Here is a 23,348-nt window from a genome sequence, read left to right on the forward strand (position 1 = left end):
TTCCTTTTCCGTTTCCACCAGAGGCCGGCTCGCGTCCGGCCCGCCTGGGAGGCCCTCGCGTGGCGATTCCCGAACCGAAGCACACCGGCACCGTCGACTTCAACGGCCATTCGACCTGGTACCGGATCACCGGCGAACCCGGCAGGACACCGCTGGTCGTCCTGCACGGCGGACCCGGCGCCGGTCACAACTACACGCTCAGCATCGCGGGCATCGCCGAACAGGGCCGCCAGGTGGTGCACTACGACCAGCTCGGCACCGGGCTGTCCACCCATCTGCCCGACGCGGGCGCCGACTTCTGGACCGTCCAGCTCTTCCTCGACGAACTCGACAACCTGCTCAAGGAGTTGGGCATCGCCGATGCCTACCACCTCCTCGGTCAGTCCTGGGGCGGCATGCTCGCCGCCGAGCACGCGGTACGCCGGCCGGCCGGGCTGCGCGGGCTGGTCATCGCCAACTCCCCCGCGTCCATGGAGCTGTGGCTCGCGGCGGCGGCCGAACTTCGCGCCGCGCTCCCGCCCGAGGTCCAGCGGACCCTGCTCGCCCACGAGGCGGCCGGGACCACCGACCACCCCGACTACCTCGCCGCCGAGCAGGTCTTCAACGAGCGCCATGTGTGCCGGCTGATCCCCAACCCGCCCGAGGTGCAGGCGACTTGGGAGAACATCGCGGCGGATCCGACCGTGTACCACACGATGAACGGGCCGAACGAGTTCCATGTCGTCGGCACGATGAAGGACTGGTCCGTGATCGACCGGCTGCATCTGGTCGAGGCACCGACCCTGCTGGTGTCCGGACGGTACGACGAGGCGACTCCCGAGACCCTGCGCCCGTTCGCCGACCACATCCCCGACGTGCGCTGGCACATGTTCGAGCGCTCCAGCCACATGCCGCACGTCGAGGAGGAAGAGCTCTACCTCCGGGTCGTGGGCACCTTCCTCGACTCCACCGACTGAGCCTCTTCACCCCCCGGCCGACCCAACAGCCGTTCCTCCGACGGGAGTTCCCTGGATGTCCCGCAGCACGAGACGAGGCGCGTTCGCCGCCGCCACCGTCGCCCTCGCCCTGACCACCGCCGCCTGTTCGTCCTCCGACAGCGGCTCCTCAGATCCGACCACGTCCACGTCCTCGTCGGCGTCCGGCTCCTCCGCGTTCCTGCCGCAGCACAAGGGCGGGACGTTGAAGCTGGTCGCCCACGCGGCCGCCGGGAGTCTCGATCCGCAGGTCAACTACACGCTCCAGTACTGGCAGTTGTACCAGTCGATGTACGACGGGCTGCTGTCGTTCAAGAAAGTCGGCGGTCAGGAGTCGTTCACGGTCGTCCCGGACCTGGCCGCGGCGATGCCGAAGGTCACCAACGGCGGGAAGACGTACACCTTCACGCTCCGCAAGGGCATCAGCTTCTCCAACGGCAAGGCGCTGACCACCGACGACGTGGTGGCGTCCTTCCAGCGCATCTTCAAGGTCTCCAGCCCCACCGCCGGCACCTTCTACAACGGCATCGTCGGCGCCACCGCATGCCTCAAGACGCCCGCGTCCTGCACCCTCAAGGGCGGTGTGACCGGCGACGCGAAGGCGAACACGGTCACCATCAACCTGACGGCGCCGGACTCGGAGTTCCCGTACAAGCTCGCCGTCCCGCACGCCAGCATCCTGCCGAAGGACTCGTCGGCGAAGGACGCGGGCACAAAGCCGCTGCCGACGACCGGCCCGTACATGGCGGCCTCCTACGACCCGAACCGCGCGCTGAAGCTGGTGCGCAACCCGCACTTCAAGGAGTGGTCGCGGGAGGCCGAGCCGCAGGGCTATCCGGACCATATCGACTACGCCTTCGGGCAGACGGTCGAGTCCGAGGTCACCGCCGTCGAGAACGGCCAGGCGGACTGGATGTTCGACCCGCCGCCCGCCGACCGGCTCAACGAGATCGGCACCAAGTACACCTCCCAGGCCCATGTGAACCCGCTGACCGCGTTCTGGTACGCGACGCTGAACGTCAACATGGCCCCGTTCAACAACAAGTTGGCGCGGCAGGCCATCAACTACGCGGTCGACCGCTCCGCCGTGGTGCGGTTGTACGGCGGCACGAACCTCGCCTCCCCCGCGTGCACGATCCTCCCGCCGGGCTTCCCCGGGCACGTCGACTCGTGCGACTACACCAAGGGCGGCGGCACGACCTGGACGGCCGCCGACCTGGCCAAGGCCAGGGCGCTGGTGAAGCAGTCCGGTACGGCGGGGCAGGCGGTCGGCATCGTCGTGCAGGACGACGACGTCAACAAGTCGATCGGGCAGTACCTGCAGAGCCTGCTCACCCAGCTCGGCTACAAGGCCACGCTCAAGCCGCTGTCGGCGAACATCCAGTTCACGTACATCCAGAACACCAAGAACAAGGTGCAGTTGGCCCTGACGTCCTGGTACCAGGACTATCCGGCGGCCTCGGACTTCCTCAACGTGCTGCTGTCCTGCGCCGCGTTCCACCCCGGCAGCGACTCCAGCATCAACATCTCGGGCTTCTGCGACAAGGGCATCGACGCGAAGATGCAGACCGCGCTGAAGACCGCGCAGACCGACCCGACGACGGCCAACAAGCAGTGGGGCGCCATCGATCAGTCGATCATGCAGCAGTCGCCGGTCGTCCCGCTGATCAACCCGAAGATCATCGACTTCACGTCGAAGCGCCTGGGCAACTACAGCTTCAGCAAGCAGTTCTACATGCTCGTCGGCCAGACGTGGGTCAAGTGAGCACCGCCGCACCCCAGTTGGCCGTCCCGGAGGCCCGGCGCTCGCCGGGCCCCTGGCGGACGGCCGGCGCCGACCTGCTGCACAACAGGTCGGCGCTGGCCGCGGCCGTCGTCCTCTTCCTCGTCGTGCTGGCGACCTTGTGCGCCCCGCTGTACGCGCACCACATCGCCCACACCGACCCTTTCCAGTCCCATGTCTCCGGCACCACGGTCGTCGACGGGAAGACCGTGCCGGTGCTCACCCCTAGCAGCACCGGCCTCGGCCTCGGCGTCACCCCGATCGGCCCGACCTGGGACCCCGCCCACTACTTCCTCGGCGCCGACAACCAGGGCCGCGACGTCATGGCCCGGCTGCTCTACGGCGGCCGGACGAGCCTGTTCATCGGGTTCACCGCCGCCTTGCTGACCTGCGCCCTGGGTACGGTCGTCGGAGTCGTCGCCGGGTACGCGGGCGGTGTGGTGGACGCGGTCATCTCCCGTGTCCTGGACGTCATTTGGGCGTTCCCGGTGTACCTGCTCGCGATCTGCCTCTCGGTCGTCCTGCTCACCGACGGGCTGCACCTCGGCCCGCTCACCGTCGAGGCCGGGAGTCTCTGGCTGCCCGTCGCGATCATCGCGGCGATCTATGTGCCGTACATCGCGAGGCCGTTGCGCGGACAGGTGCTGGTGCTGCGCAACAAGGAGTACATCCAGGCGGCCATCGGCTCCGGGGCACCGACCGTGCGCATCCTGCGGCGCGAGGTGCTGCCGAACGTGCTGCCCACGGCGATCGTGTTCGTGCCGCTGATGACCGCCCTGGCCATGCTCACCGAGTCGGCGCTGTCCTTCCTGTCCGTCGGGGTCCAGCCACCGGACGCCAGTTGGGGCACGATCATCGAGGACGGCCTCGGGCTGCTCTACACCCGGCCCGCCGTGACGATCGCCCCCGGCCTGCTGATCGCGCTGACCACGGCGGCCCTCAACGTCCTCGGCGACGGCGTGCGCGACGCGCTCGACCCGGGCGCCCGGCTGCGCGGAGGGGTGTGACTCCGATGCTCCGGTTCATCGTGAAGCGCTTCGCGTCCGCCCTGCTGGTGATGTTCGCGATCAGTGTGCTGGTCTTCCTGATCTTCTTCGCCACACCGGGAGTCGACCCCGCCGCCCGTATCGCGGGCCGCAACGCCGACCCGGCCACGCTCGCCCAGGTCCGGCACTCCTTCGGCCTCGACCGCCCCATGCCCGTCCGCTACTTGCTGATGATGCGTCACCTGCTGATCGACCGCGACCTGGAGTCGTTCGTCAACCGCGGCTCCCGCGTCATGCCGCAGATCGTGCAGGCCACCCCGGTGACCCTGTCGCTCGTCATCGGTGCCGCGCTGATCTGGATGACGGCGGGCATCGTCATGGGCACGGCAGCGGCAGCCCTGCGCGGCAAGGCGGCGGACCCGCTGATCATGCTCGTCGGCGTGGTCGGAGTTTCCCTGCCGGCCTACTGGCTCGGCGAGGTCGTCAACCTCATCACCCAGAAGCAGCTGCACAGTTCGGTGTTCTCCTGGGTGCCTCCACCGGGATACGTGGACCTGAGCCACTCCCCCGGCCAGTGGGCCCTGCACCTGCTCTTCCCCTGGCTGACCCTCGCGCTGCTGTACGCCGGCATCTACGCCCGGCTGCTGCGCGGCGAGGTCGTCAGCGCCCTGAACGAGGACTACGTCCGCACCGCGCGCGCCAAGGGCCTCTCCGAGCGGCGCATCCTGATCCGCCACGCCCTGCGCTGTTCCCTCATCCCGATCGTGTCGCTGTTCGGCCTGGACTTCGGCGCGTTGGTGGGCGGCGCCGCGCTGCTCACCGAGGTGGTCTTCGGCCTCCCCGGCATCGGCAAGCTGACCTTCGACGCCCTGCAGAACCTGGACCTGCCCGTGATCATGGGGACCGTCCTGTACGCGGCGTTCTTCGTGGTCCTCGCCAACGCGCTGGTGGACATCCTGTACGCCCGACTCGACCCGAGGGCCCGCCATGCCTGACCAACCCCTGCTGGACGTACGCGACTTGAGGGTGTCCTTCCGCACCCGCCGAGGCTCCGTCACCGTCGTCGACGGTCTGTCCTTCTCGGTGTCGCCCGGCGAGATCCTGGGCGTGGTCGGCGAGTCGGGCTCCGGCAAGAGCGTCTCGATGCTCGCCGTACTGCGCCTGCTGACCAGTCCGAACGTGACCGTCGAGGGCGAAGTCCTGTTCCGTGGCCGGGACTTGCTCACTCTCCCCGACAAGGAGATGCGGGCGGTACGGGGCCGGGAGATCGCGATGGTCTTCCAGGACCCGATGACCGCGCTGACCCCCGTGTACACCGTGGGCTGGCAGATCGCCGAGCAGATCCGGGCGCACGAGAAGGTGTCCCGCAAGGAGGCCCACACGCGTGCCGTCAGCCTCCTCTCGGACGTCGGCATCCCGGACGCGGCCTCCCGCGCGAACGCCTACCCGCACGAGTTCTCCGGCGGCATGCGCCAGCGCGCGGTCATCGCGATGGCCCTCTCCTGCGGCCCCGCACTGCTGATCGCCGACGAGCCGACCACGGCGCTGGACGTCACCGTCCAGGCCCAAATCCTGGACCTGATGCGGGAGTTGAACACCCAGGGCTCGGCGGTCGTCCTGATCACGCACGACATGGGCGTCATCTCACAGATCGCCGACCGGGTCCTCGTCATGTACGGCGGCCGGGCGGCCGAGGAGGGTCCGCGCCGGGCTGTGTTCCACGGACCGCGGCACCCGTACACGTGGGGGCTGCTGGACTCGGTGCCCCGGGTGGGCGGGCCCCGGCTGCGGCGGCTGCCCACCATCGCGGGGATGCCGGTCGCGCCCGGGAGTCTGCCGGAGGGGTGTGCGTTCGCGCCCAGGTGCCGGTTGCGGCACGAACGATGCGAGGAGCGGCCGGAGTTGAGAACGGGATCGGTCTTCGAGTCCGGCGCCGACCTCGGTGACAGCGCGCACCGCGACGCCTGCTGGCTGCCCGACGACGACCGCGCCTCCCTGCGCCTGACCTCGCGCGCGGCGGCGACGGACGTACCGGACCTGGAACGAGAGGCGACACCATGAGCGCGCTGACGACATCGACCGACGTGCTGCTGCGCGCCACGGACGTCACCAAGCACTACCCCCTGCGCGCGGACGGGCTCTCCCCGCGCCGCAAGGTGCTGCGGGCCGTTGACGGTGTGTCGTTGGAGGTGCGCGCCGGTGAGACGCTCGGCATCGTCGGCGAGTCCGGCTGCGGCAAGTCCACACTCGGCCGCTGCCTGGTCCGGCTCACCGAACTCACCGGCGGCCGGGTCGAGTTCGACGGCCAGGACATCAGCACCCTGTCCACGCGGCGGCTGCGTCCCGTCCGTCCGGGCATGCAACTCGTGTTCCAGGACCCGCAGGCCTCACTCAACCCGCGCCGCCGTGCCGGGGACATCGTGGCGGAGCCGCTGCTCGTGCACCGGTACGGCGACGGGGCCGCCGTGCGTCGTCGGGTCGCCGAGCTCTTCGACGTCGTAGGGCTGGCGGCGGCTCATCTGGACCGGTATCCGCACGAGTTCTCGGGCGGGCAGCGGCAACGCATCGGGATCGCGCGGGCGTTGGCGACGAATCCGAAGCTGATCGTCGCCGATGAACCGGTGTCCGCGCTCGATGTGTCCATCCAGGCGCAGGTGTTGAACCTGTTCGCCGATCTGCAGGAGGAGTTCGCGCTCACCTACGTGTTCATCGCGCACGACCTGGGTGTGGTCCGGCATGTGTCGGACCGGATCGCGGTCATGTATCTCGGGGAGATCGTCGAACTCGCCGGGACCGAGGCCCTGTACAAGGAGCCCGCGCATCCGTACACACAGGCGTTGTTGTCGGCCGTACCGGACATCGACGACGGCACGTTCACCGATGAGGTTCCCCGGGAGCGGATCGTGCTCACCGGCGAGGTGCCCAACCCGGTGGACAAGCCGTCGGGGTGTCCGTTCCGGACTCGGTGCCCGTACGCGCGTGAGCGCTGTGCCGTGGAGCGGCCTCGGCTGACGATGACGGCCTCCGGTCGTCACACCGCCTGCCACTTCCCCTTGATCGACTGAGGGTACGGCGGGCGGACCCTGCATGATGGCCCGTATGCACCTCCGCATCGACGCCGTCGACCTGCCCGGCCGTACCTTCCCCGCCCCCGCCGACAAGCCCGTCCCGACGTATGACGACGTCCATGTCGCCGTGCAGCGCCGGGACCGGCCGGCTGAACTCCTCGACCCGCAGCCGGGGGACGCCGCGTCCGCGAGCTGGACGCTGGAGTGCGCGGCGGAGGTGACGCCGGACGGCATCGTGGTCACGGGCCCCTATGTGCAGCACCGGATGGGTCTGCGGTTCGTCTATCTGTCGTGGGGGACGGTCGACGCGGCCGGTGTCTTCACGATGTTCCGGCGCGCCAAGCTCATGCTCGACTCGGTGCCGGACGACGTCCTGGCCGCCGCCGCGCCCGACGGTCTGCTGGTCGGCCGGCTCGGTCTGACCGACGCGAACGGCGGCCCGCTGTGTGCGCGGGTGGATCCCCCGCACATCACCTGGACCGCCGAGAGCGTCGTCGTATAGCGCCCGTCAGGACGCCGAGTCCTTCTTGTTCGTCGCCAGCCGGTACGCCTGGGTCGGGGTCATCGCGACGCCGTTCAGGCTGACCGTCTTGTACGTGCTGACCTTGGCGCAGGACTTCGACTGGTCGGCGGTCGATGCCTGGGCGTTGGAGGTGGCCGCCTTGGTGTCGGCGGGGGCCGGGGACGAGCCGCCACCGGGGTACGTCGTGCCGCTCGGCCAGTCCGTGCCGATCACCAGGGTCAGGCCGGTGCCGGTGCCCTGCTTGAGGTGCGAGGAGGCGAGGCCGATCGCCTTCGCCACCGTCTGCGCCTCGGCCTTCTGACCGGTGCCGTAGGTGAGCGTGGTCGTGGTCGCGCTGACGGAGGCGTTGCCCGTGGTGGTGTCGGAGCTGAAGCCGCCGTCTATCAGGGAGGTCGCGACCGTGGAGGCGCGTCCGCTGATGCTGGTGCCGTTCTCCACCGTCACGGCGATCTGCGCGGCGGGTACGGCCACCGCCGTGGCGGTCGCGGTGGCCGCAGAGGACTTCTTCCCGGACGAGGTGGTCAGGGACTGGTCGTTGGCGATGGTCGCGAACAGGCTCTTCGCCGCCGTCGCGGGCACGACCCGGTCGGCGTTGTTCGGGTCGGCGCCGGTCTGCATCGTGGTGAACGTCATGCGCTTCGTGGGGACCTTGTCGAGGTCCGCGGCGAGCCCGATGAGCTTCTTCACGGTGCCGAGGCCGGTGTCCACGGTGAGCGCCTTGGTGGCGGCGTCGGCCAGGTTGTAGACCGCCGTGGGGTCGGTGAGCGTGCCGGCGCTCTTGAACTTGCGGATCATCGCGCTCAGGAACAGGTGCTGGGAGACGGTACGGCCGAGGTCGCTGCCGTCGCCGAAGCCGTGCCGGGAGCGGACGAACTCAAGCGCCGCGTTGCCCTTGAGGGTGTGGGTGCCCTTGGCGAGCTTCAGGTGCGAGTAGGTGTCGTAGACGTCGGCATTCACGCAGACCGAGACACCGCCGACCGCGTCGGACATCTTCACCACGCCGGAGAAGTCCATCTGCACGAAGTGGTCGATGGTGATGCCGGTGAGCTGGTGCACGGTCTTGACCTGGCACTCCTGGCCGTACTGCAGCGCGCTGTTGATCTGGCCGTAGTAGCCGGCCGTCGACTGGTTGCTGTCCGGGTCCTTGCAGGCGGGGACCTGGGTCATGGTGTCGCGCGGGATGCTCATCACCGTGGCGTTCGAGCGGTCGGCGGAGATGTGCACCACCATCTCGACGTCCGCGTTGCCGTTCCCCGTCTGCACGCCGGTGGTCGAGCAGCCGCCGCCGAGCTTGCAGTCGGTCGCACTGCTCCGGGCGTCGCTGCCCATCACGAGGAGGTTGATCGGCGTACGGCCGAAGGCGTCGGCCTTCTCCTTGCCGCCCGCGCCGTCGTCGATCGCGATGCTGTTGATGTTGCCGTTCAGGTGCTCGTAGAACCACCAGCCGGCACCCGCGGTCACCATGATCAGCACCGACAGGGATATCGCGCTGATCTTCAGCACCCGCCTGCCGCCCGGGTTCCGCTTGACGCGGCGGCGCGAGGCGGCGCGGCCGCGTGCGCGGGATCCGCCGCGCGGGGCCTGCCGGGCCGCGGCGCGGGCGGCGGCCCGGCCGCCGGTGGGCAGCGGTTCGTCGGCCTCACTCGCACGCGGCCTGGGCACGCCTCGTGTGCGGCTGCGCGTGGCATGTCCCACGGGGCCGTCCCCGAGGTCGGTCATCTGGCACTCCCACGTACGGTCGGGCCGTTCAGGCCGTTCGATGCTGCGGCCAGGGGCGCGCGGCCGTGTCGGGTCGGGCGAGGCGGGGGTCCGCTCTCTCTTGCGTGGTTGCGCAATATAACAATCTCAGATGAGAACCCTGTAGGGCCTTTCTCATTTACGGGATATCCTTTTACGTCAAACTCGGTCAACTGATCGGAATCCGTGCGCTGGTGATGGTCATCGGGGTACCGGTCACGGCGATGAGATAGAAGCGCGGATGCGACCCGCCCGGCGCCCGCCGCACACCGCCGGGCGGCTTCACGACGTACGTCGCGGAGGCGTGCGGGGCGAGGCTCGCGGGGCCGCCGGAGGCGGTCCACCAGTCGGAGGCGCCCTGTCCGAGGCGGCTGGCGAAGTGGGGGGTGAGCCGGGTGCCGGTGATGTTGACGACCCGGACCGCGAGGCCGGTGATGTCCAGGTGGCCGGACCGCTCCGCAAAGCTCGGTGTGACGTTCATCCGCAGCGGCGGCGCACTGGCCGCCGCGACCGTCGCGCACACCACGGCGGGCGTGACGAGTGCCACCGCGAGGACGGCCTTGGCCCGGTGGCCGGTGATGTGCGGGATGCGGGGCCGCCAGGCCGAGGCGAACGCGGAGGCCGGGACGGTGGCCGCCGCCGCGAGCCACAGCGGGGTCATCATCAGGAAGTAGCCGTCCTGGGACCGGGTGGCGAGGTAGAAGCTCAGCCAGGGCAGCACGGTGATCGCCGGGCCGAGCCGCCGTACGAAGAGCAGCGTGGCGGCGAGCAGGCCGAACAGGAGCAGCAGGCTGCCGTAGGAGTAGTAGTCGAGGTGCCTGCTGCCCGCGGTGAAGTAGTACGAGATCCCCATGAGGCCCTGGCCGTGCAGGATCGCCTTCTGGGTGAGCGGGAGCAGCAGGCCGTGCAGCCAGGTGGGGAAGTCCTGGGTGGCGAAGTAGGCGTTGATCGCGGCCCAGGTGAGGGCGGCGGTGCCGGTGTAGCGGGCGACCACGCCGAGGGCGAGCCGGGGTCCGAGGTCGCCGCGGCGGACGGCGTGGAGGCCGATGAGGAGGAACGGCGTGAGGAACCAGGCGAGTTGCTGGGTGGCGCAGGCCGCGCCGAGGCAGAGGGCCTGCGCGACTCCGGGGAGTCCGAGCCGGCCGCCCGCTCCGGTGTCGGGCCAGCGGACCACCACCGGGACGAGGAGCGCCAGGGCGAGGACGGCGGGGTAGCCGGAGTAGGCGTAGCCGGGCAGGAAGCCGAAGCCGAGGCACACGGCGGTGGCGCCGGACCGCCAGGGCGCCGGGAGCAGCCACCACAGGAGGACGGCTCCGCCGAGCAGCGCGCCGGTGGTGACGAGGGTCGCCGCGGCCGTCGAGTGGACCACGGCGTGGACGGGGGCGGCGAGCAGCGCGGTCAGGGGCGGATAGCCGTAGGTGTAGTCGGCGCCGCCCGCCATGGTCTTCGTGATGCCGACCGAGGAACGGTCGAACAGCCACGGCCAGGGCTGTCCGTAGATCGGGTGTCCGTGCAGGATCTCGTGGGCGGCCTGCGCGGTGAGCACACCCTCGTCGGTGCCGGCGTGGTTGAGCCAGTAGCCGCAGAGGACCAGCACGACGGCGAGCAGCAGGACGCCCGCGTCCACCCGGGTCAGGGCGCGCCGGGTGCGCGTGGTGAGGGCGAGGACGCCCGCGACGAGTATCCCGGCGTAGCAGACGGAGATGATCGCGGCGACGGGCGGATGGGACGTCATCGCCCTCGTCCAGGCGTCACGGGTGCCGATGAACAGGCTGATCGCGGCGATCAGCGTCATCCCCCGGTGCAGCTGCTGTGGCGCCGGGGGCTCGGTCGCGAGCGGCCGGGTCGGCAGCGGCCCCGCCATGGCGGGCGCGTCGCGCCGCCTCAGCCGCAGACCGCCGCCGGCACGGGGACCGTCATCCATGGCGTCCTTCTCCTCGCTCCGTCCCCGTCGGTCGGCAGTTCACTCCGGGGCAACCTCCACTACACGTCGTAGAGGTGAAAGGAGCCGACGAGGTTCACCGGGGGAAGGAAAGAGCTGGGGAAGAAAGCGCTGACATACGGGGTGGGTCGACGCGTCGGCCGCCGTGAAGTGGAAGGCGTCCTCAAGAGCCGGGGCCCGCAGTCCTCGTTGCTCGCGCGCTGGTGATGCGGTGGCCGTCGGCATCGCCGCACCGGACGGGCGCAGCGGCCTCGGCGAGCAGCGCGCCTCCATGATCGGCCGGTCGGACCGGGGCGTGAATCCAGCCACCGCAGGCGCACCACAACTCCCCGACCTCTTCACACGGTTGAGGCGGAGACGCGCCAACTGCCCTGGCCGTACGCCGTCTTGCTGGGCAAACTTTGCGGCTCCCGAAGACGACAGTCGTGCCAACTCTGGATTTCCGGTGCGTTGCGAGATGCGGCAAATAGGTCCTATGCCGCGTAACCAGGGCCCGTTCTCTTCATAGGAACCACCAGAGAACCGTTTCAGCAGGCCAGGTTGGGCGTCAGACGTGACGTGATTACACCGCATTAAGGATGGTGGCGTAGGGTGGCTGACCGTTAACTGTCGCATTCCTTACCGGACTTGACGGTTAATGAGCGCTGCGCGCCGTGTGTCCCACCCGGTTGATCGAGAGGACTCCGATGCCCGAAATCCCCTCCTATGCTGTGCCCTCGGAGCCCGATCGAATGACTGGATCGAGCTCCGCGCGAAACAGACACGCCCGGTCCTCCGTCCAGGACGGACCGTCGGATTCGGCCACTCGGTCGCGCACGGTCCGGCTCGCCGTGCTGCCCGCCGCCGCGATGGCGGTCCTCGCCGCCGCCGTCGTCCTCATCGTGCTGCGCACGCAGAGCGGCTTCGCCGACGGGACGACCTGGACGGTGCTCGCCGTCGCCGCCGCGCTCGGTTGCGGAATCCTGTTCGCGGGCGTGCGGCTCGGGCGCAGCGAGGCCGCGGGGATCTCGCAGCAGTACGCGTCGCTGCGCCGTACGGTCGCCACCGGGCAGGCCGATCTGCAGGACGTGCTGCAGCGGCTGGAGCGGGGCGAGCCGGTGGAGCAGGTGCCGTTCACGCACCAGCCGCCGTCGGGGACCGACCCGCTCGGCAGGCTGACGTACGAGATAGGCGTGGGCCTGTGGCAGGCCCGTACCGTCGTCGCGCAGACCGCGCAGCTCGCCCGGGCCTCCGCGCCGGACAGCGAGGAGCGCGTCGAGGTCTTCGTCAACCTCGCCCGGCGTCTGCAGTCCCTGGTGCACCGCGCGATCAACATGCTCGACCAGCTGGAGAACGAGGTCGAGGACCCGGAGCTGCTCAAGGGCCTCTTCCACGTCGACCACCTCGCCACCCGCATCCGCCGCCACGCGGAGAACGTCGCCGTGCTCGGCGGCTCGGTGTCCCGCCGGCAGTGGACCCGCCCGGTGACGCTGACCGAGGTGCTGCGTTCCTCGATCGCCGAGGTCGAGCACTACTCCCGGGTCAAGCTGGTCCCCCCGATCGAGGGCACCCTGCGCGGCCACGCCGTCGCCGACGTCATCCACCTGCTGGCCGAGCTCGTCGAGAACGCCACGACGTTCTCCGAGCCGCAGACCCAGGTGCTGATGCGCGCCCAGCGCGTGACCGCCGGTCTCGCCGTCGAGGTCGAGGACCGCGGACTGGGCATGCCCACGCAGGAGCAGGCCCGCATCAACACCCTGCTCGCCGAGCCCGACCGCATCGACATCAGCAAGCTCCTCGCGGACGGCCGTATCGGCCTGTACGTGGTGTCCGCACTGGCCCGCAGGCACGGCATCGCGGTCCGGCTGCAGAGCAACATCTACGGCGGCATCCAGGCCATCCTGGTCATCCCGCGCGGCCTGATGGGCGACGAGCCCGGCGAGATGACCGCCCAGGCGCAATACCAGGAAATCGCCGACATGTCCCGGCCGGCCCAGGCCGCCCCGTCCCACCACCAGGCCGTGCAGGCGCCCCCGGCCCAGCCCGCCGCCCCGCCGCCCACGTTCCGCCAGCCGCTGCCCCCGGCCCGCTCCGGGAACGCGCCGATGCCCGTCGTGCACCAGCACCCGCAGCAGCCCCAGCAGCAGCACCCCAGGACCGTGGAGCCGTCGGCGCCGCGCGAGCGCGGGTCCGTGCCGTACGGCAGGGAGTCGCGGGACGAGCGGCCGCGTCTGCCCCAGCGGCACGCGCAGGAGCACCTCGTACCCGAACTGCGTGAAGGTCCCGCCCCGCGCAAGACCGAGGAACAAGAGGTCGAGCACGATCCGGGACTGATGGCCATGTTCCGGCGCGGAGTCAGCCTCGCCGACAACGAACCCGACGAGCCTCCCACTGACAGCGCTCGCTGACCGCAGGCTCCGTTACTCGCAACAAGGAGAAGAACGCCACCGTGAGCGACATGCACGCCGGCCAGCAGAACCTCGACTGGCTCCTGGCGGGACTCGTCCAGAGGGTCCCTTATACCCGCAGCGCAGTGCTGCTGAGCACGGACGGCCTCGCGAAGGCCGCCGACGGGCTGGACACGGCCGCCGAGGCCGAGCATCTGGCCGCCCTGGCGTCCGGTCTGCACTCGCTCGCCCGTAGCGCGGGCGCGCAGTTCGCGCAGGGCGCCGATGTACGGCAGGTGGTCGTGGAGCTGGACAGCGCCCTGCTGTTCGTGTGCGCCGCGGGCTCCGGTGCCTGTCTGGCCGTGCTGGCCGACCGGGAGGCCGACGCGGCCGTCCTCGGCTACGAGATGGCCATGCTGGTCAAGAGCGTCCGCCCCTATCTCGCCACGCCGGTCCGACAGCAGGGGGCCGGCTCGTCGATGGATCCGAGGCGCTGACCATGTCGGACGCGGAGGACGGGTCGTGGCTCGACGACGAGGCGGGGCGGTTAGTACGGCCGTACACGGTCAGTAACGGTCGCACCCGTCCCTCGGCGCACTTCGACCTGCTCACCCTGGTGATGGCCACCGGCACCAGGCCACAGAGCTATCTGGGGCCCGACTACGACCAGGTCCTCACCTTGTGCGGTACGCCCATCTCGGTCGCCGAGGTGGCCGCGCATCTGCGGCTGCCCGCCGTGATCACCAAAGTTCTGCTCTCCGACCTCGTGACGCATCAGGCGCTCACCCTGCGCTCGCCGCGTGCCGTCGAGGCGGCCTCCCCGACCGACCGAAACCTCCTGGAGGCGGTGCTGCATGGACTACGTAAGCGGCTCTGACCCCTTTCCCACCGCCCTGAAGATCCTCATCGCCGGGGGCTTCGGGGTCGGCAAGACCACGTTCGTCGGTGCGGTCAGCGAGATCGAGCCGCTGAGCACCGAGGAACTGCTGACCTCCGTGAGCGCCCGCACCGACAGCCTGGTGGGCATCGAGGACAAGTCGACCACCACCGTGGCGATGGACTTCGGCCGGATGTCCCTGGACAAGGAGCACGTCCTCTATCTGTTCGGTACGCCCGGACAGGAGCGGTTCTGGTTCATGTGGGACGAGTTGTCGAACGGTGCGCTGGGTGCCGTGGTCCTCGCGGACACCCGGAGACTGGACCACTGCTTCGCCGCCGTCGACTTCTTCGAACGGCGTGGCATCGGCTTCATCGTGGCCGTCAACGAGTTCGACGGCGCGTACCACTACGAGTCCGACGAGATCCGCGCCGCCCTCGACCTCAAACCCGACGTACCCGTCGTGATGTGCGACGCGCGGCAGTGCAACTCCGGTACCCGCGTGTTGATCGCACTCGTACAGCATCTGCTCGCCTCGACTCCCGGCACCCCGCCCGCGGAGCTTTACCCGTCGCGCTGAGCCCACGCTCGACGCGACCGAATGGAGCCTGCATGTCAGCCCCGGTTCCCTACTCCACCCAGAACTCGTACGACCCGACCAGCCATCTGCTGCTGACGCCCGAGGACCGTGAGGCCTCCGCCCGAGTGGCGCGGCTGCGCGAACTCGGCCTCGGGAACGCGCCGATCGCGGAGTTCGACGAGTTCGCCCGCAACTTGGCGCAGGTCACGGGTGCGCCGTTCTCGATGGTCAACTTCATCGACGAGAACCGCCAGTACTTCGCCGGTCTCTACGCCGGTGGCCGTCCGGGCGTCCAGTTGGCGCCGGAGGAGCAGCCCGAGGTCGGCCGGACGATGACGCGTGATCAGGGGTACTGCCCGCACGTGGTCGTGCGGAAGAAGGCGCTCGTCCTGGAGGACGTCTGCGACTACCCGCGGTTCGCGGGGAACAGCGTCGTGGACGAGATAGGCATCCGCTCGTACATGGGCGCGCCGCTGATCGACTGGAAGACGGGCATGGCCCTGGGCACGATCTGCGTGGTCGACACGGACACCCATCCGTGGGGGCGCGAGGGCCTGGCGACGATCAAGTCGCTGGCGCAGCAGCTGGTCGACCGGCTCCACGCGATGGAGACCCGGGGCGGGATCTGAGCCCGCTGCCAGGGCGGCCGCCGGGGCGAGGAGAGTTCACGTACGGGAGCCGCGGGCACGACACTGTGTCCGTGGCTCCCCGGTGTTCAGCCCGCCTGCCCGGCCGTCTCCAACTGCCCCAGACGGCGCGGGGGCTGGACGGTCCGCACGAGGTCGGCCAGTCGCTCGGACCACTGGCCCTTGGCGGTGCCGAGGGCGACCTCGCCCAGCCTCAGCAGCTGGATGTCGGAGGTGCCGGCGGGGGCGTAGATGTGGTGGGCGTCGCGCAGATAGCGCTCCACGGGGCGGTCGGTGAACAGACCGCTGGCGGCGTGGATCTCCATGCTGTCACGGGCGGAGTCGACGGCCGCCTCGACGTTGAGGAGTTTGGCGTTCATCAACTCCGCGTCGCAGGACAGCCCTTGGTCGAGGAGGTGGACGGCGTGGTAGGCGGCCAACCGGGCCGTCATCAGCCGGGACTTCATCCGGCCCAGCTTGAGTTTGATGTTGGTGAGGTCGCCGAGCGGTGCCCCGAAGCGCTCGCGCTCGATGCACAGGGCCGTCGTCTCCTCGAAGGCGGCCTGGTGGATGCCGAGGGAGACGGCCGTGAGGTTGGGGCGGCCGTAGAGGATGCTTGAGGAGTAGGCGACGGCCAGGCCCTGGCCCTCTGTGCCGAGCCGATTGGCCGCCGGTACACGGCAGTTCTCGTAGATGATCTCGCCGAAGCTGAAGCCGTGCAGACCCATGGCGGGCTGCTGCTCACCGAGCGAGAAGCCGGGGCGGTCGGACTCGACGAGGAAGGCCGACAGTCCCTTCGAGCCCTCGCCGGTGCGTACGACCACGCCGTGCACGTCGCCGACGTGGCTGTTGCCGACGAAGACCTTGCGGCCGTTGAGGATGTAGTCGTCACCGTCCCGGACGGCGGTGCTGCCCATCCCCAGCACGTGGCCGCCCGACTCCGGTTCGGTGACGGCGATGGTCGGCAGGCAGTCGCCGGCGGCGATGCGCGGCAGCCACTTCCGCTTCTGCTCCGCGTTCCCGAAGTGAATGATCTTGGCCACACCGAGCTGGGAGGCCTGAACCATGGCTCCCATAGCACCGCATACACGGGCGAGTTCTTCGATGGTGATGGTCTTGGCCAGGTGCCCGGCGCCCATTCCGCCGTACTCTTTCCCAATGGTCACGCCGATCCAGCCCTGCCGGGCGATGAGACTGGACAGCTCGCGCGCCACCGTGCGCGACTTCTCCATCTCCGCTATCCGCGGACGTACCTCTCGTTCGGCGAACTCGCGCACGCGTTGGCGCAGGTCCTCGTGCCACCCGCTGGTGAAATAGCGTTCCACAACCCCTCCTGCACGCTTCCTCCGTGTCCGGCTCGATCCGGAGGTCGTTCGTCGGGCAGTGGTTCGTCGCCCTTGGGCGCCTGCCCGAAATATTGTCTACTTGTCGACCCATCTCAGCCAAGATCACCTCACGAGGTTGACTGAAACCCGGCGCCTTGCCGGGACTCCCAACTGTGCGATATGGGCCACGACATGGTCTCATCCGGTCATGTAACGAAGAGAAACCGCCCAAGGGCGATCAGGTCGCACCCAATTCGGACAGAGGCCTGCCCACCAGGCACATGCCGGACGGACGTAGCGCGGCTCACATCGACAATCAGTCACGTTCCGGCTGACCGATAAGCGAGCCCGGCCTGTTCCCTGACCTACGTTCAACAGGCGAACATCAGCCACTTCCGCGGGGAGGAGGCGACGGTTCCGTCGCACCAACCTGCGCTTACGTCGCTCCGGCCCCACCGCTCACACCCTCAGACGCACCGGATCACTCGGTGCCGGCGGCGAACCGGTCGGTGCCGAGCACGGTGAGGAGGGCGAGTTTCTCGTGGCTTTCCGTACCGGGGGTGGCGGTGAAGATGAGCAGCGACTGGCCCTGGTCCGGCTCCAGGAGGAGCTGGCAGTAGAGGTCCAGCCGGCCGACCTGAGGATGGACGAACCGTTTGGTCTCGCTCCAGCGCAGGCCCACCTCGTGCCGCTCCCACAGCCGGGCGAACTCGTCGCTGACGCGCAGCAGGACGTCCGCCAGGCCCGCCGCGGGCGAGCCGGGCCCGTCCCGGGTGACGGCGGCACGCAGCAGGGCGACGTTGGTCCGGCTGTTGGCGTCGTGCTGATCGGGGGCATAGCACTCGCGCTCGGCCGGATCGGTGAACCAACGGAACGTCGCGCTACGGGAGTTGCCGGTGTACCGGGTCTGTTCACCGAGCAGCGCCACGGCCGACGGCGTCTGCAGCAGCGTCTCCCCCAGCGGTCCCATGACCTGCGCGGTGGTGTCGGCCAGGCCGTCCATGACCCGCATCAGGCCAGGGCTCACGTGCTCAAGACGCGTGTCACGGCGGGCGGTTCGGTACCCGGCGAGCAGGAACAGGTGATCGCGTTCGTCCGGGGTGAGCCGCAGGCCGCGGGCGATGGCCGCGAGCATCTGCTCCGAGGGCTGCGGCCCGTCGCCGCGCTCCAGCCGGGCGAAGTAGTCGGCGGACATGGTGCACAGCTCCGCCACCTCCTCGCGGCGCAGGCCCGGAGCGCGCCGGCGCTGCCCTCGGCGCAGCCCGACGTCCTCGGGTTGCAGGGCCGAGCGCCGGGTGCGCAGGAAAGCGCCGAGGGACGAGCGGTCGAACGTGTGGTCCATGGTCCTCATCGTTCGCCATCCGGCTCGGCTTAGCCACGACCTGGCGTTCAGTGGTTGCGGAGGTCCTTCCGGGGGCTGTGGCGGGGCGGGTTCACTGGCGATGCGATCAGCGACGCGATCAGCGGTAGGGCCAGTGATGCGGCCGGCGATGTGAGCGGCGTCGCGATCGCCGGTCGCGAAGATTCACACGCCACGATTCAGGAGCCAAGTCCCATGACCCGTATGCCCAGTTGGACCGCGCACGACCTCCCGGACCTGACCGGCCGTACGGTGGTGATCACCGGTGCCGGCCGCGGCCTCGGCCTGATCACGGCACGCGAACTCGCTCGCGTCGGTGCCCGTGTCGTGCTGGGGGTACGCGACACCGGCAAGGCCCGCCACGCCGTCGCCGCCCTGCCCGGCACCTTCGACGTCCGACCGCTCGACGTGTCGGACCTGACCTCGGTGCGCGCCTTCGCCGACGCCTGGTCCGGCGACCTCGACATCCTGATCAACAACGCCGGCGTGATGGACATCCCGGCCGCGCGCACCGCCGACGGCCTGGATCTGCAGACCACCACCAACCACACCGGCCCCTTCCTGCTGACCACCCTGCTCCTCGATCACGTCACCGACCGCGTCGTGCACGTCACCAGCGAGCTGCACAAGCAGGGCAGGCTCGACCTGGACGACCTCGACTGGCGCACCCGCAAGCACAACGGGATGCGGGCCTACCAGGCGTCGAAGCTCGCGGTCGTCCTGTTCTCGCTGGAGCTCCAGCGCCGGCTGACCGCCGCGGGCAGTCCGGTCCGCTCGGTCCTGGCCAGTCCGGGCATCGCCCGCACCTCGCTGGCGGCCCACTCCCGGTCGAACGTCGTCAACCGCTTCACGTTCCTCACCAACGACCCCGAGCGCGGCGCACTGTCCCTGCTCTACGCCGCGACCCAGGACGTCCCCGGCAACTCCTACATCGGCCCGGACGGCCTGGGCGGCTTCCGGGGCTCCCCTGCCGTACGCCGACAGAGCAAGGCCGGCCTCGACCCGGCCATGGCAACCCGGCTGTGGAACGCGACCGCCGACCTCGTCGGGACGGTGGTCCGATGAGCCACCCGACGAGTTACGCGACGGGCTACCTGGAGGCCGCCGACCACGCCGGGATCTACGTCCCGCACGGCTACCCGGAACAGACCGTCGACCTCGGCGAGATCCGGATGAACTACGCCGTCGCCGGCGATCCCGAACTCCCCGCCATGCTGCTCGTCCCCGCACAGACGGAGTCCTGGTGGGGCTACGAGGCCGCGATGCGGCTGCTGTCCGACCGCTACCAGGTGTACGCGGTCGACCTGCGCGGCCAGGGCCGGTCCACCTGGACGCCGGGGCCCTACGGCCTGAACATCTTCGGCGGTGACCTGGTCCGCTTCATCGACCGCGTCGTCCAACGGCCGGTCGTGGTCTGCGGGTTGTCGTCCGGCGGCGTGATCGCCGCCTGGCTCTCCGTCGCCGCCCTCGGCGCGGCGATCCCGGTCGGAGCCGCGGCGGGAGACCGCTACACCCCGATCGGCATGGCCTCCATCCAGGAGTGACCCGGGATCAGCACTGCTGCTCGTACTGGAGGCCCGCGTACTCCCGGGCGGCGATGCCCTCCCGTGTGCCCACGATCAGGTTCATGGTGAACACGTCGTAGTCGATCGCCTGCCCGGCCGGCTGCGCGAGGAGCACGAGTTCGCCCGTGTCCGGTGCCATGTCCCACGGGTCGGAGAACCCGCCAATCCGCACACAGCCGCCGGGCCGATGCCCGCCGAAGGCGAGGTCGCCGACGGCCCCCTCGAAACTGTCCAGCGCGTCCTGGTCGCCGTCGCCGTTTCCGTCGCCGTCGAGGAACGCGCTGGTCCGCGGGCCCCCTTCCCCCTCGCCGTCGAAGGTCAGGCCGGGCACGGCATACAGGGTGCGTGGTTCATAGACCCTGATCTCCCCGGCCGCACCGTCGAGTTCGTACGAGGCGGGGTTCTCCGCGGTGCGTACCCCAGCGGGTATGGGGAGCACCGCGGACGACTCCGGCGGGTACTCGATCTCGGTGAAGAACACAGGTGCCCATCGGCGGGCAGTTCGATGTCCAGGACGCCCTACGGCAGGGCGGCACAGTCGACACTCAGCACCAACGGCTCTTTCCGTCGGGCCAGTTCACTCCGTCCGGCAACGCGGGAAGCGCGCCCGGGCCATCAACTCCCGTACGCCGGGGGCGGGTACGCCGTATTGGGCGGCCGTCTCAAGGAGGAGGGGTTCGTCGATCGGTGTCATGCCGGCGATCGTGCCACGGGCCACTGACATGTCGCGGATCGTCGCAGGCCGAGGGACATACGGATACACGAACACCAACGAGGCTCCCGTGCCGGTGGGGTGAGGCTTCGACCGCCTTCCCCCGGCGGCACGGGAGCCGCGTGCGTCGCCGGTCCTTCAGCCGATCCGTGTTCCCGCGCCGCCGACGCGGACCCGCGGGTCGCCCGCGCGCAGCGTCACCGTGAGTTCGCCGGGGCGGCCGAGGTCCTCGCCCTGGTGCAGGGTGAGGACGGAGTCCTCGGGGACCAGGCCGAGTTCACGCGCGTACGCGCCGAACGCGACCGCCGCCGCACCGGTCGCCGGGTCCTCGACGACGCCGCCGACGGGGAACGGGTCACGGACGTGGAAGACGGTGTCCGACTCCCGCCACACCAACTGGACGGTGGTCAGGTCGAGTTGGTGCATCAGGCCTTCGAGGCGGGCGAAGTCGTAGGCGAGGTCCGCGAGTCGGGCGCGCGTCGCCGCCGCGAGAACGAGATGGCGGGCGCCGGCGAAGGCGATCCGGGGCGGGAAGGCGGGGTCGAGGTCGGCCTCCGGCCAGCCGAGCGCGGTGAGGGCCTCCGTGAGGTCGGCGTCGGTGATGTCCTCGATGTGCGGTTCGACGCTCGTGAGCGTGGCCCGGAGCGTCCCGCCCTCCTCGACCACCTGCACCGGCACGGTGCCGGCGCGCGTCGCGAACACCAGCTCCCCGGGGCCTACCCGCTCGGCGGGCGCCACGGCGGTCGCGACGGTGGCGTGCCCGCAGAACGGCACCTCGGCCTTGGGGCTGAAGTACCGGATGGTGTACGCCCGCCCCTCCTCACCTCCGAGGCCCTCCGGGGGCGCCGTCAGGAACGCGGACTCCGAGTATCCGAGGTCGGCGGCGATGGCCAGCATGGCGCTGTCGTCCAGGGCGGCGGCGTCCAGGACGACGCCGGCAGGGTTCCCGCCCGCCGGGTCGCTGGAGAAGGCGGTGTAGCGCAGAACCTCGGGCTGTGGCTCGGTCGTCGTCATGCTCGGGGCAACCGGGGTGGAGCCGTCGCCATTCCCGCACGTGGGCGGAGACGGTGCCGGGCGCCGGACCGAAACTTGCCGGTCGGGCGCCCGGGCTGTCCTGACCGCCGATCACTTCTTGACGACGGACTCCACCCAGCTGATGAAGTTGGTCGTCGCGTCGCCGGTGCGCTCGGCCATGGTGTGCGCCATGGCCCACACGGTGGCGAAGTCGACGTCACGGATGCCGTAGTTCAGCAGGGCCAACTGGACGTTGATCTCGGTCGTGTTGGCCGTGTCGCCCTGCATGATGCCGGTGCGGATGCGCCAGTGCCGCGCCACCTTCGACTGCCGGTATCCGGCGAAGGCGGGCGAGAGGAAGTACAGCGGGTTGTACGCGTCGCCCCGCCAGGCCATGTCCTTGCCGACGCTGTCCTTCTTCGCGAAGTCGCTGTCGTAGGCCGCGGAGCCGTAGGCGGAGTCCCAGTCGGAGTACGTGGCGTACGTCGACTCGTTCGCCTTGATGACGTCACGCGTGAGCGGCGCGAAGTGCGACGGGGCGTTGAGGCCCATCGCGAAGACGCTGTTCTCGCCCTGCCCGCGGGAGTATCCGTCGAACGCGCCGACCGGCTTGTTCGCGGTCTTCTGGCTGTTCACGAAGCCTTCGAGACCGGACACCGTGGCAGTGTTGGTCGTGGCGTCGTAGGTGACCCAGGTGCTGTCGGTGTTGAGGTAGGCGATGTAGTCGGCGACCGTCTCGTACGTGGTCGAGGTCCCCGTCTGGCCCGATCCGGGCGGGCCGCCCTGAGTCGTGATGGTGTACGGAAAGGTGTTGTCCGAGAGGAAGTTGTTCAGCGAGGTGGTGATCACCCCGATCAGGTGGTCGTAGTAGCTGCCGGACAGATAGGTGCCGCTGCTGGACTCCGTCAGTTCCAGGCGCCTGCCGTGCTCGTCGCGCAGACCCAGGCGGTTGAGGTACTTGGGCCAGGCCTTCGCCAGGTCCGCCGAGTAGGCGCTGGTCCACGTGGTGGACGCGCGCGTGCCGGTCGAGGCGAACTGGCCCATGTTCCACTCGTAGGACAGGTTGGCCTCGGCGAGGTCGGTGATCGGACACCAGGCCATGACGCCGGCGACGGCGTCGCTGAGGGGCCGGCCGTGGGCGTCCTCCATCGCCGCGCCGATCGTGCGCAGGTACGGGTCGAACAGGGGACTGTCGCCGGACGTGCCCGCCACGGTGTCCTGGGCGCCGCCGCCGCTCATGCCGAACAGGACGATGTCGTCCGTGCTGCCGGGCAGGACGCTGCGGTTGTACCGGAGGAAGCGGACCGCGGCCTTGAGGTCGGTCACGCCCCAGGGGGCCGCGTCGGAGCGGGTGCTGGTCGAGCTGTCCCGGCCGCGCAGGCCCGGCCACACGTAGACGAGCCCGGCCTCCAGGTACGCCGACACGCTGGTGTAGCTGTAGGACGTGGCCGGCGCCTGCTGGGCGTAGCCGGGGGTGTTGACCGGAATCACGATCGGCGCCGTGCGGCCCGAGTACGCGCCGACGGTGCCCTTCGGGTTGGCCTTCGCGGTGTACGTGGTCCCGTCGCTGTTCGCGGTAGCCGTCAGATAGGCGCCCGGCACATAGATCGACAGGTTCTCGTAGTCCGTCGCAGCCGGGTTCGCGACGTACACCTTCCCGATCTGGTAGTACACGTCGTTGGTCGCGTCGTACGACCATGCGGCGGAGTCGAGCTCCAGCGAGTACGCCGCGGACGTGCTCGACGAACTGCTCGACGACGCGGCGGCGGCGAACGCCGTGCCTGCCGTGCCCTCGGCGACTCCGAACGTGGCCAGGGCTGCGACGCCCGTGGCGCTACGGATAACCGTTCTGCGGTTCATGTCCACCCGTGGACCTCCTTGTACAGCAAGTTGCTTGGTCACAGCCGTAC

The 23,348-nt window shown here is 69.9% G+C and carries 22 protein-coding genes; 14 read left to right on the forward strand and 8 right to left on the reverse strand.

What is annotated here, in order from left to right; all coding sequences use genetic code 11:
- Nucleotides 1-59: 59 nt before the first annotated feature.
- Genes ACGFY9_RS10995 through ACGFY9_RS11025 form a run of 7 tightly spaced genes read left to right on the forward strand, consistent with a single transcriptional unit; the run spans nt 60 to nt 7,313 of the window.
- The gene (locus ACGFY9_RS10995; RefSeq protein WP_393753417.1) at nt 60-956 is read left to right on the forward strand and encodes a proline iminopeptidase-family hydrolase; all 897 of its coding nucleotides are present in this window, start codon (nt 60-62) and stop codon (nt 954-956) included.
- Nucleotides 957-1,011: 55 nt separating this feature from the next.
- Nucleotides 1,012-2,739, forward strand: coding sequence for an ABC transporter substrate-binding protein (locus ACGFY9_RS11000; protein WP_393753418.1), 1,728 nt, complete (start codon nt 1,012-1,014; stop codon nt 2,737-2,739).
- Entirely contained in the window at nt 2,736-3,764 is a 1,029-nt protein-coding gene (locus tag ACGFY9_RS11005; RefSeq protein WP_393753419.1) for an ABC transporter permease, read from the forward strand. Before ACGFY9_RS11000 ends, ACGFY9_RS11005 begins: the two co-directional genes overlap by 4 nt.
- Nucleotides 3,765-3,769: 5 nt before the next feature.
- The gene (locus tag ACGFY9_RS11010) at nt 3,770-4,738 is read left to right on the forward strand and encodes an ABC transporter permease (RefSeq protein WP_393753420.1); all 969 of its coding nucleotides are present in this window, start codon (nt 3,770-3,772) and stop codon (nt 4,736-4,738) included.
- Complete coding sequence (locus ACGFY9_RS11015; RefSeq protein WP_393753421.1) at nt 4,731-5,804, forward strand: ABC transporter ATP-binding protein; 1,074 nt, start codon at nt 4,731-4,733, stop codon at nt 5,802-5,804. Before ACGFY9_RS11010 ends, ACGFY9_RS11015 begins: the two co-directional genes overlap by 8 nt.
- Nucleotides 5,801-6,808: an ABC transporter ATP-binding protein gene (locus tag ACGFY9_RS11020; RefSeq protein ID WP_393753422.1), complete on the forward strand. Its 1,008-nt coding sequence runs from the start codon at nt 5,801-5,803 to the stop codon at nt 6,806-6,808. Before ACGFY9_RS11015 ends, ACGFY9_RS11020 begins: the two co-directional genes overlap by 4 nt.
- 34 nt (nt 6,809-6,842) lie before the next feature.
- Entirely contained in the window at nt 6,843-7,313 is a 471-nt protein-coding gene (locus ACGFY9_RS11025; protein WP_393753423.1) for a DUF5990 family protein, read from the forward strand.
- Nucleotides 7,314-7,319: 6 nt separating this feature from the next.
- On the opposite strand, the gene ACGFY9_RS11030 is transcribed toward ACGFY9_RS11025, so the two are convergent.
- Both ACGFY9_RS11030 and ACGFY9_RS11035 read right to left on the reverse strand, forming a co-directional pair.
- Entirely contained in the window at nt 7,320-9,053 is a 1,734-nt protein-coding gene (locus ACGFY9_RS11030) for an LCP family protein (RefSeq protein ID WP_393753424.1), read from the reverse strand.
- A 187-nt stretch (nt 9,054-9,240) separates the two neighbouring features.
- On the reverse strand, nt 9,241-10,995 hold the full coding sequence (locus ACGFY9_RS11035) for a hypothetical protein (protein WP_393753425.1): 1,755 nt from the start codon (nt 10,993-10,995) through the stop codon (nt 9,241-9,243).
- A gap of 848 nt (nt 10,996-11,843) precedes the next feature.
- On the opposite strand from ACGFY9_RS11035, the gene ACGFY9_RS11040 reads away from it, so the two are divergent.
- Genes ACGFY9_RS11040 through ACGFY9_RS11060 form a run of 5 tightly spaced genes read left to right on the forward strand, consistent with a single transcriptional unit; the run spans nt 11,844 to nt 15,465 of the window.
- On the forward strand, nt 11,844-13,400 hold the full coding sequence (locus tag ACGFY9_RS11040; RefSeq protein ID WP_393753426.1) for a sensor histidine kinase: 1,557 nt from the start codon (nt 11,844-11,846) through the stop codon (nt 13,398-13,400).
- 50 nt (nt 13,401-13,450) lie between these two features.
- Entirely contained in the window at nt 13,451-13,876 is a 426-nt protein-coding gene (locus ACGFY9_RS11045) for a roadblock/LC7 domain-containing protein (RefSeq protein ID WP_327407380.1), read from the forward strand.
- 2 nt (nt 13,877-13,878) lie between these two features.
- On the forward strand, nt 13,879-14,256 hold the full coding sequence (locus ACGFY9_RS11050) for a DUF742 domain-containing protein (RefSeq protein WP_366495173.1): 378 nt from the start codon (nt 13,879-13,881) through the stop codon (nt 14,254-14,256).
- Complete coding sequence (locus ACGFY9_RS11055; RefSeq protein WP_393753427.1) at nt 14,234-14,836, forward strand: ATP/GTP-binding protein; 603 nt, start codon at nt 14,234-14,236, stop codon at nt 14,834-14,836. The genes ACGFY9_RS11050 and ACGFY9_RS11055 overlap by 23 nt, the downstream gene beginning before the upstream one ends.
- A gap of 32 nt (nt 14,837-14,868) precedes the next feature.
- Complete coding sequence (locus ACGFY9_RS11060; RefSeq protein ID WP_327405936.1) at nt 14,869-15,465, forward strand: GAF domain-containing protein; 597 nt, start codon at nt 14,869-14,871, stop codon at nt 15,463-15,465.
- 86 nt (nt 15,466-15,551) lie between these two features.
- Here the strand turns inward: ACGFY9_RS11060 and ACGFY9_RS11065 are convergent, their stop codons facing one another.
- The gene (locus ACGFY9_RS11065; protein WP_393753428.1) at nt 15,552-16,787 is read right to left on the reverse strand and encodes an acyl-CoA dehydrogenase family protein; all 1,236 of its coding nucleotides are present in this window, start codon (nt 16,785-16,787) and stop codon (nt 15,552-15,554) included.
- A gap of 481 nt (nt 16,788-17,268) precedes the next feature.
- A complete protein-coding gene (locus tag ACGFY9_RS11070) occupies nt 17,269-18,138 on the reverse strand; it encodes a helix-turn-helix transcriptional regulator (protein WP_393753429.1) in 870 nt (289 codons plus the stop codon).
- 204 nt (nt 18,139-18,342) lie between these two features.
- On the opposite strand from ACGFY9_RS11070, the gene ACGFY9_RS11075 reads away from it, so the two are divergent.
- Together ACGFY9_RS11075 and ACGFY9_RS11080 are read left to right on the forward strand one after the other, a co-directional pair.
- Nucleotides 18,343-19,212, forward strand: coding sequence for an SDR family NAD(P)-dependent oxidoreductase (locus ACGFY9_RS11075; protein ID WP_393753430.1), 870 nt, complete (start codon nt 18,343-18,345; stop codon nt 19,210-19,212).
- Nucleotides 19,209-19,691, forward strand: a complete 483-nt coding sequence (locus ACGFY9_RS11080) for an alpha/beta fold hydrolase (RefSeq protein ID WP_393753431.1) — start codon at nt 19,209-19,211, stop codon at nt 19,689-19,691. The genes ACGFY9_RS11075 and ACGFY9_RS11080 overlap by 4 nt, the downstream gene beginning before the upstream one ends.
- 7 nt (nt 19,692-19,698) lie before the next feature.
- Here the strand turns inward: ACGFY9_RS11080 and ACGFY9_RS11085 are convergent, their stop codons facing one another.
- The 4 genes from ACGFY9_RS11085 to ACGFY9_RS11100 form a co-directional block, all read right to left on the reverse strand.
- Nucleotides 19,699-20,193: a hypothetical protein gene (locus tag ACGFY9_RS11085; protein WP_393753432.1), complete on the reverse strand. Its 495-nt coding sequence runs from the start codon at nt 20,191-20,193 to the stop codon at nt 19,699-19,701.
- A 96-nt stretch (nt 20,194-20,289) separates the two neighbouring features.
- Nucleotides 20,290-20,436: a hypothetical protein gene (locus ACGFY9_RS11090; RefSeq protein ID WP_393753433.1), complete on the reverse strand. Its 147-nt coding sequence runs from the start codon at nt 20,434-20,436 to the stop codon at nt 20,290-20,292.
- A gap of 126 nt (nt 20,437-20,562) precedes the next feature.
- On the reverse strand, nt 20,563-21,438 hold the full coding sequence (locus ACGFY9_RS11095) for a PhzF family phenazine biosynthesis protein (protein ID WP_393753434.1): 876 nt from the start codon (nt 21,436-21,438) through the stop codon (nt 20,563-20,565).
- Nucleotides 21,439-21,549: 111 nt separating this feature from the next.
- On the reverse strand, nt 21,550-23,298 hold the full coding sequence (locus ACGFY9_RS11100) for an esterase (protein ID WP_393753435.1): 1,749 nt from the start codon (nt 23,296-23,298) through the stop codon (nt 21,550-21,552).
- Between the last annotated feature and the right edge of the window lie 50 nt (nt 23,299-23,348).

It is taken from the genome of Streptomyces sp. NPDC048504, from assembly GCF_043200035.1.
In the GTDB taxonomy this organism is placed as follows: domain Bacteria; phylum Actinomycetota; class Actinomycetes; order Streptomycetales; family Streptomycetaceae; genus Streptomyces.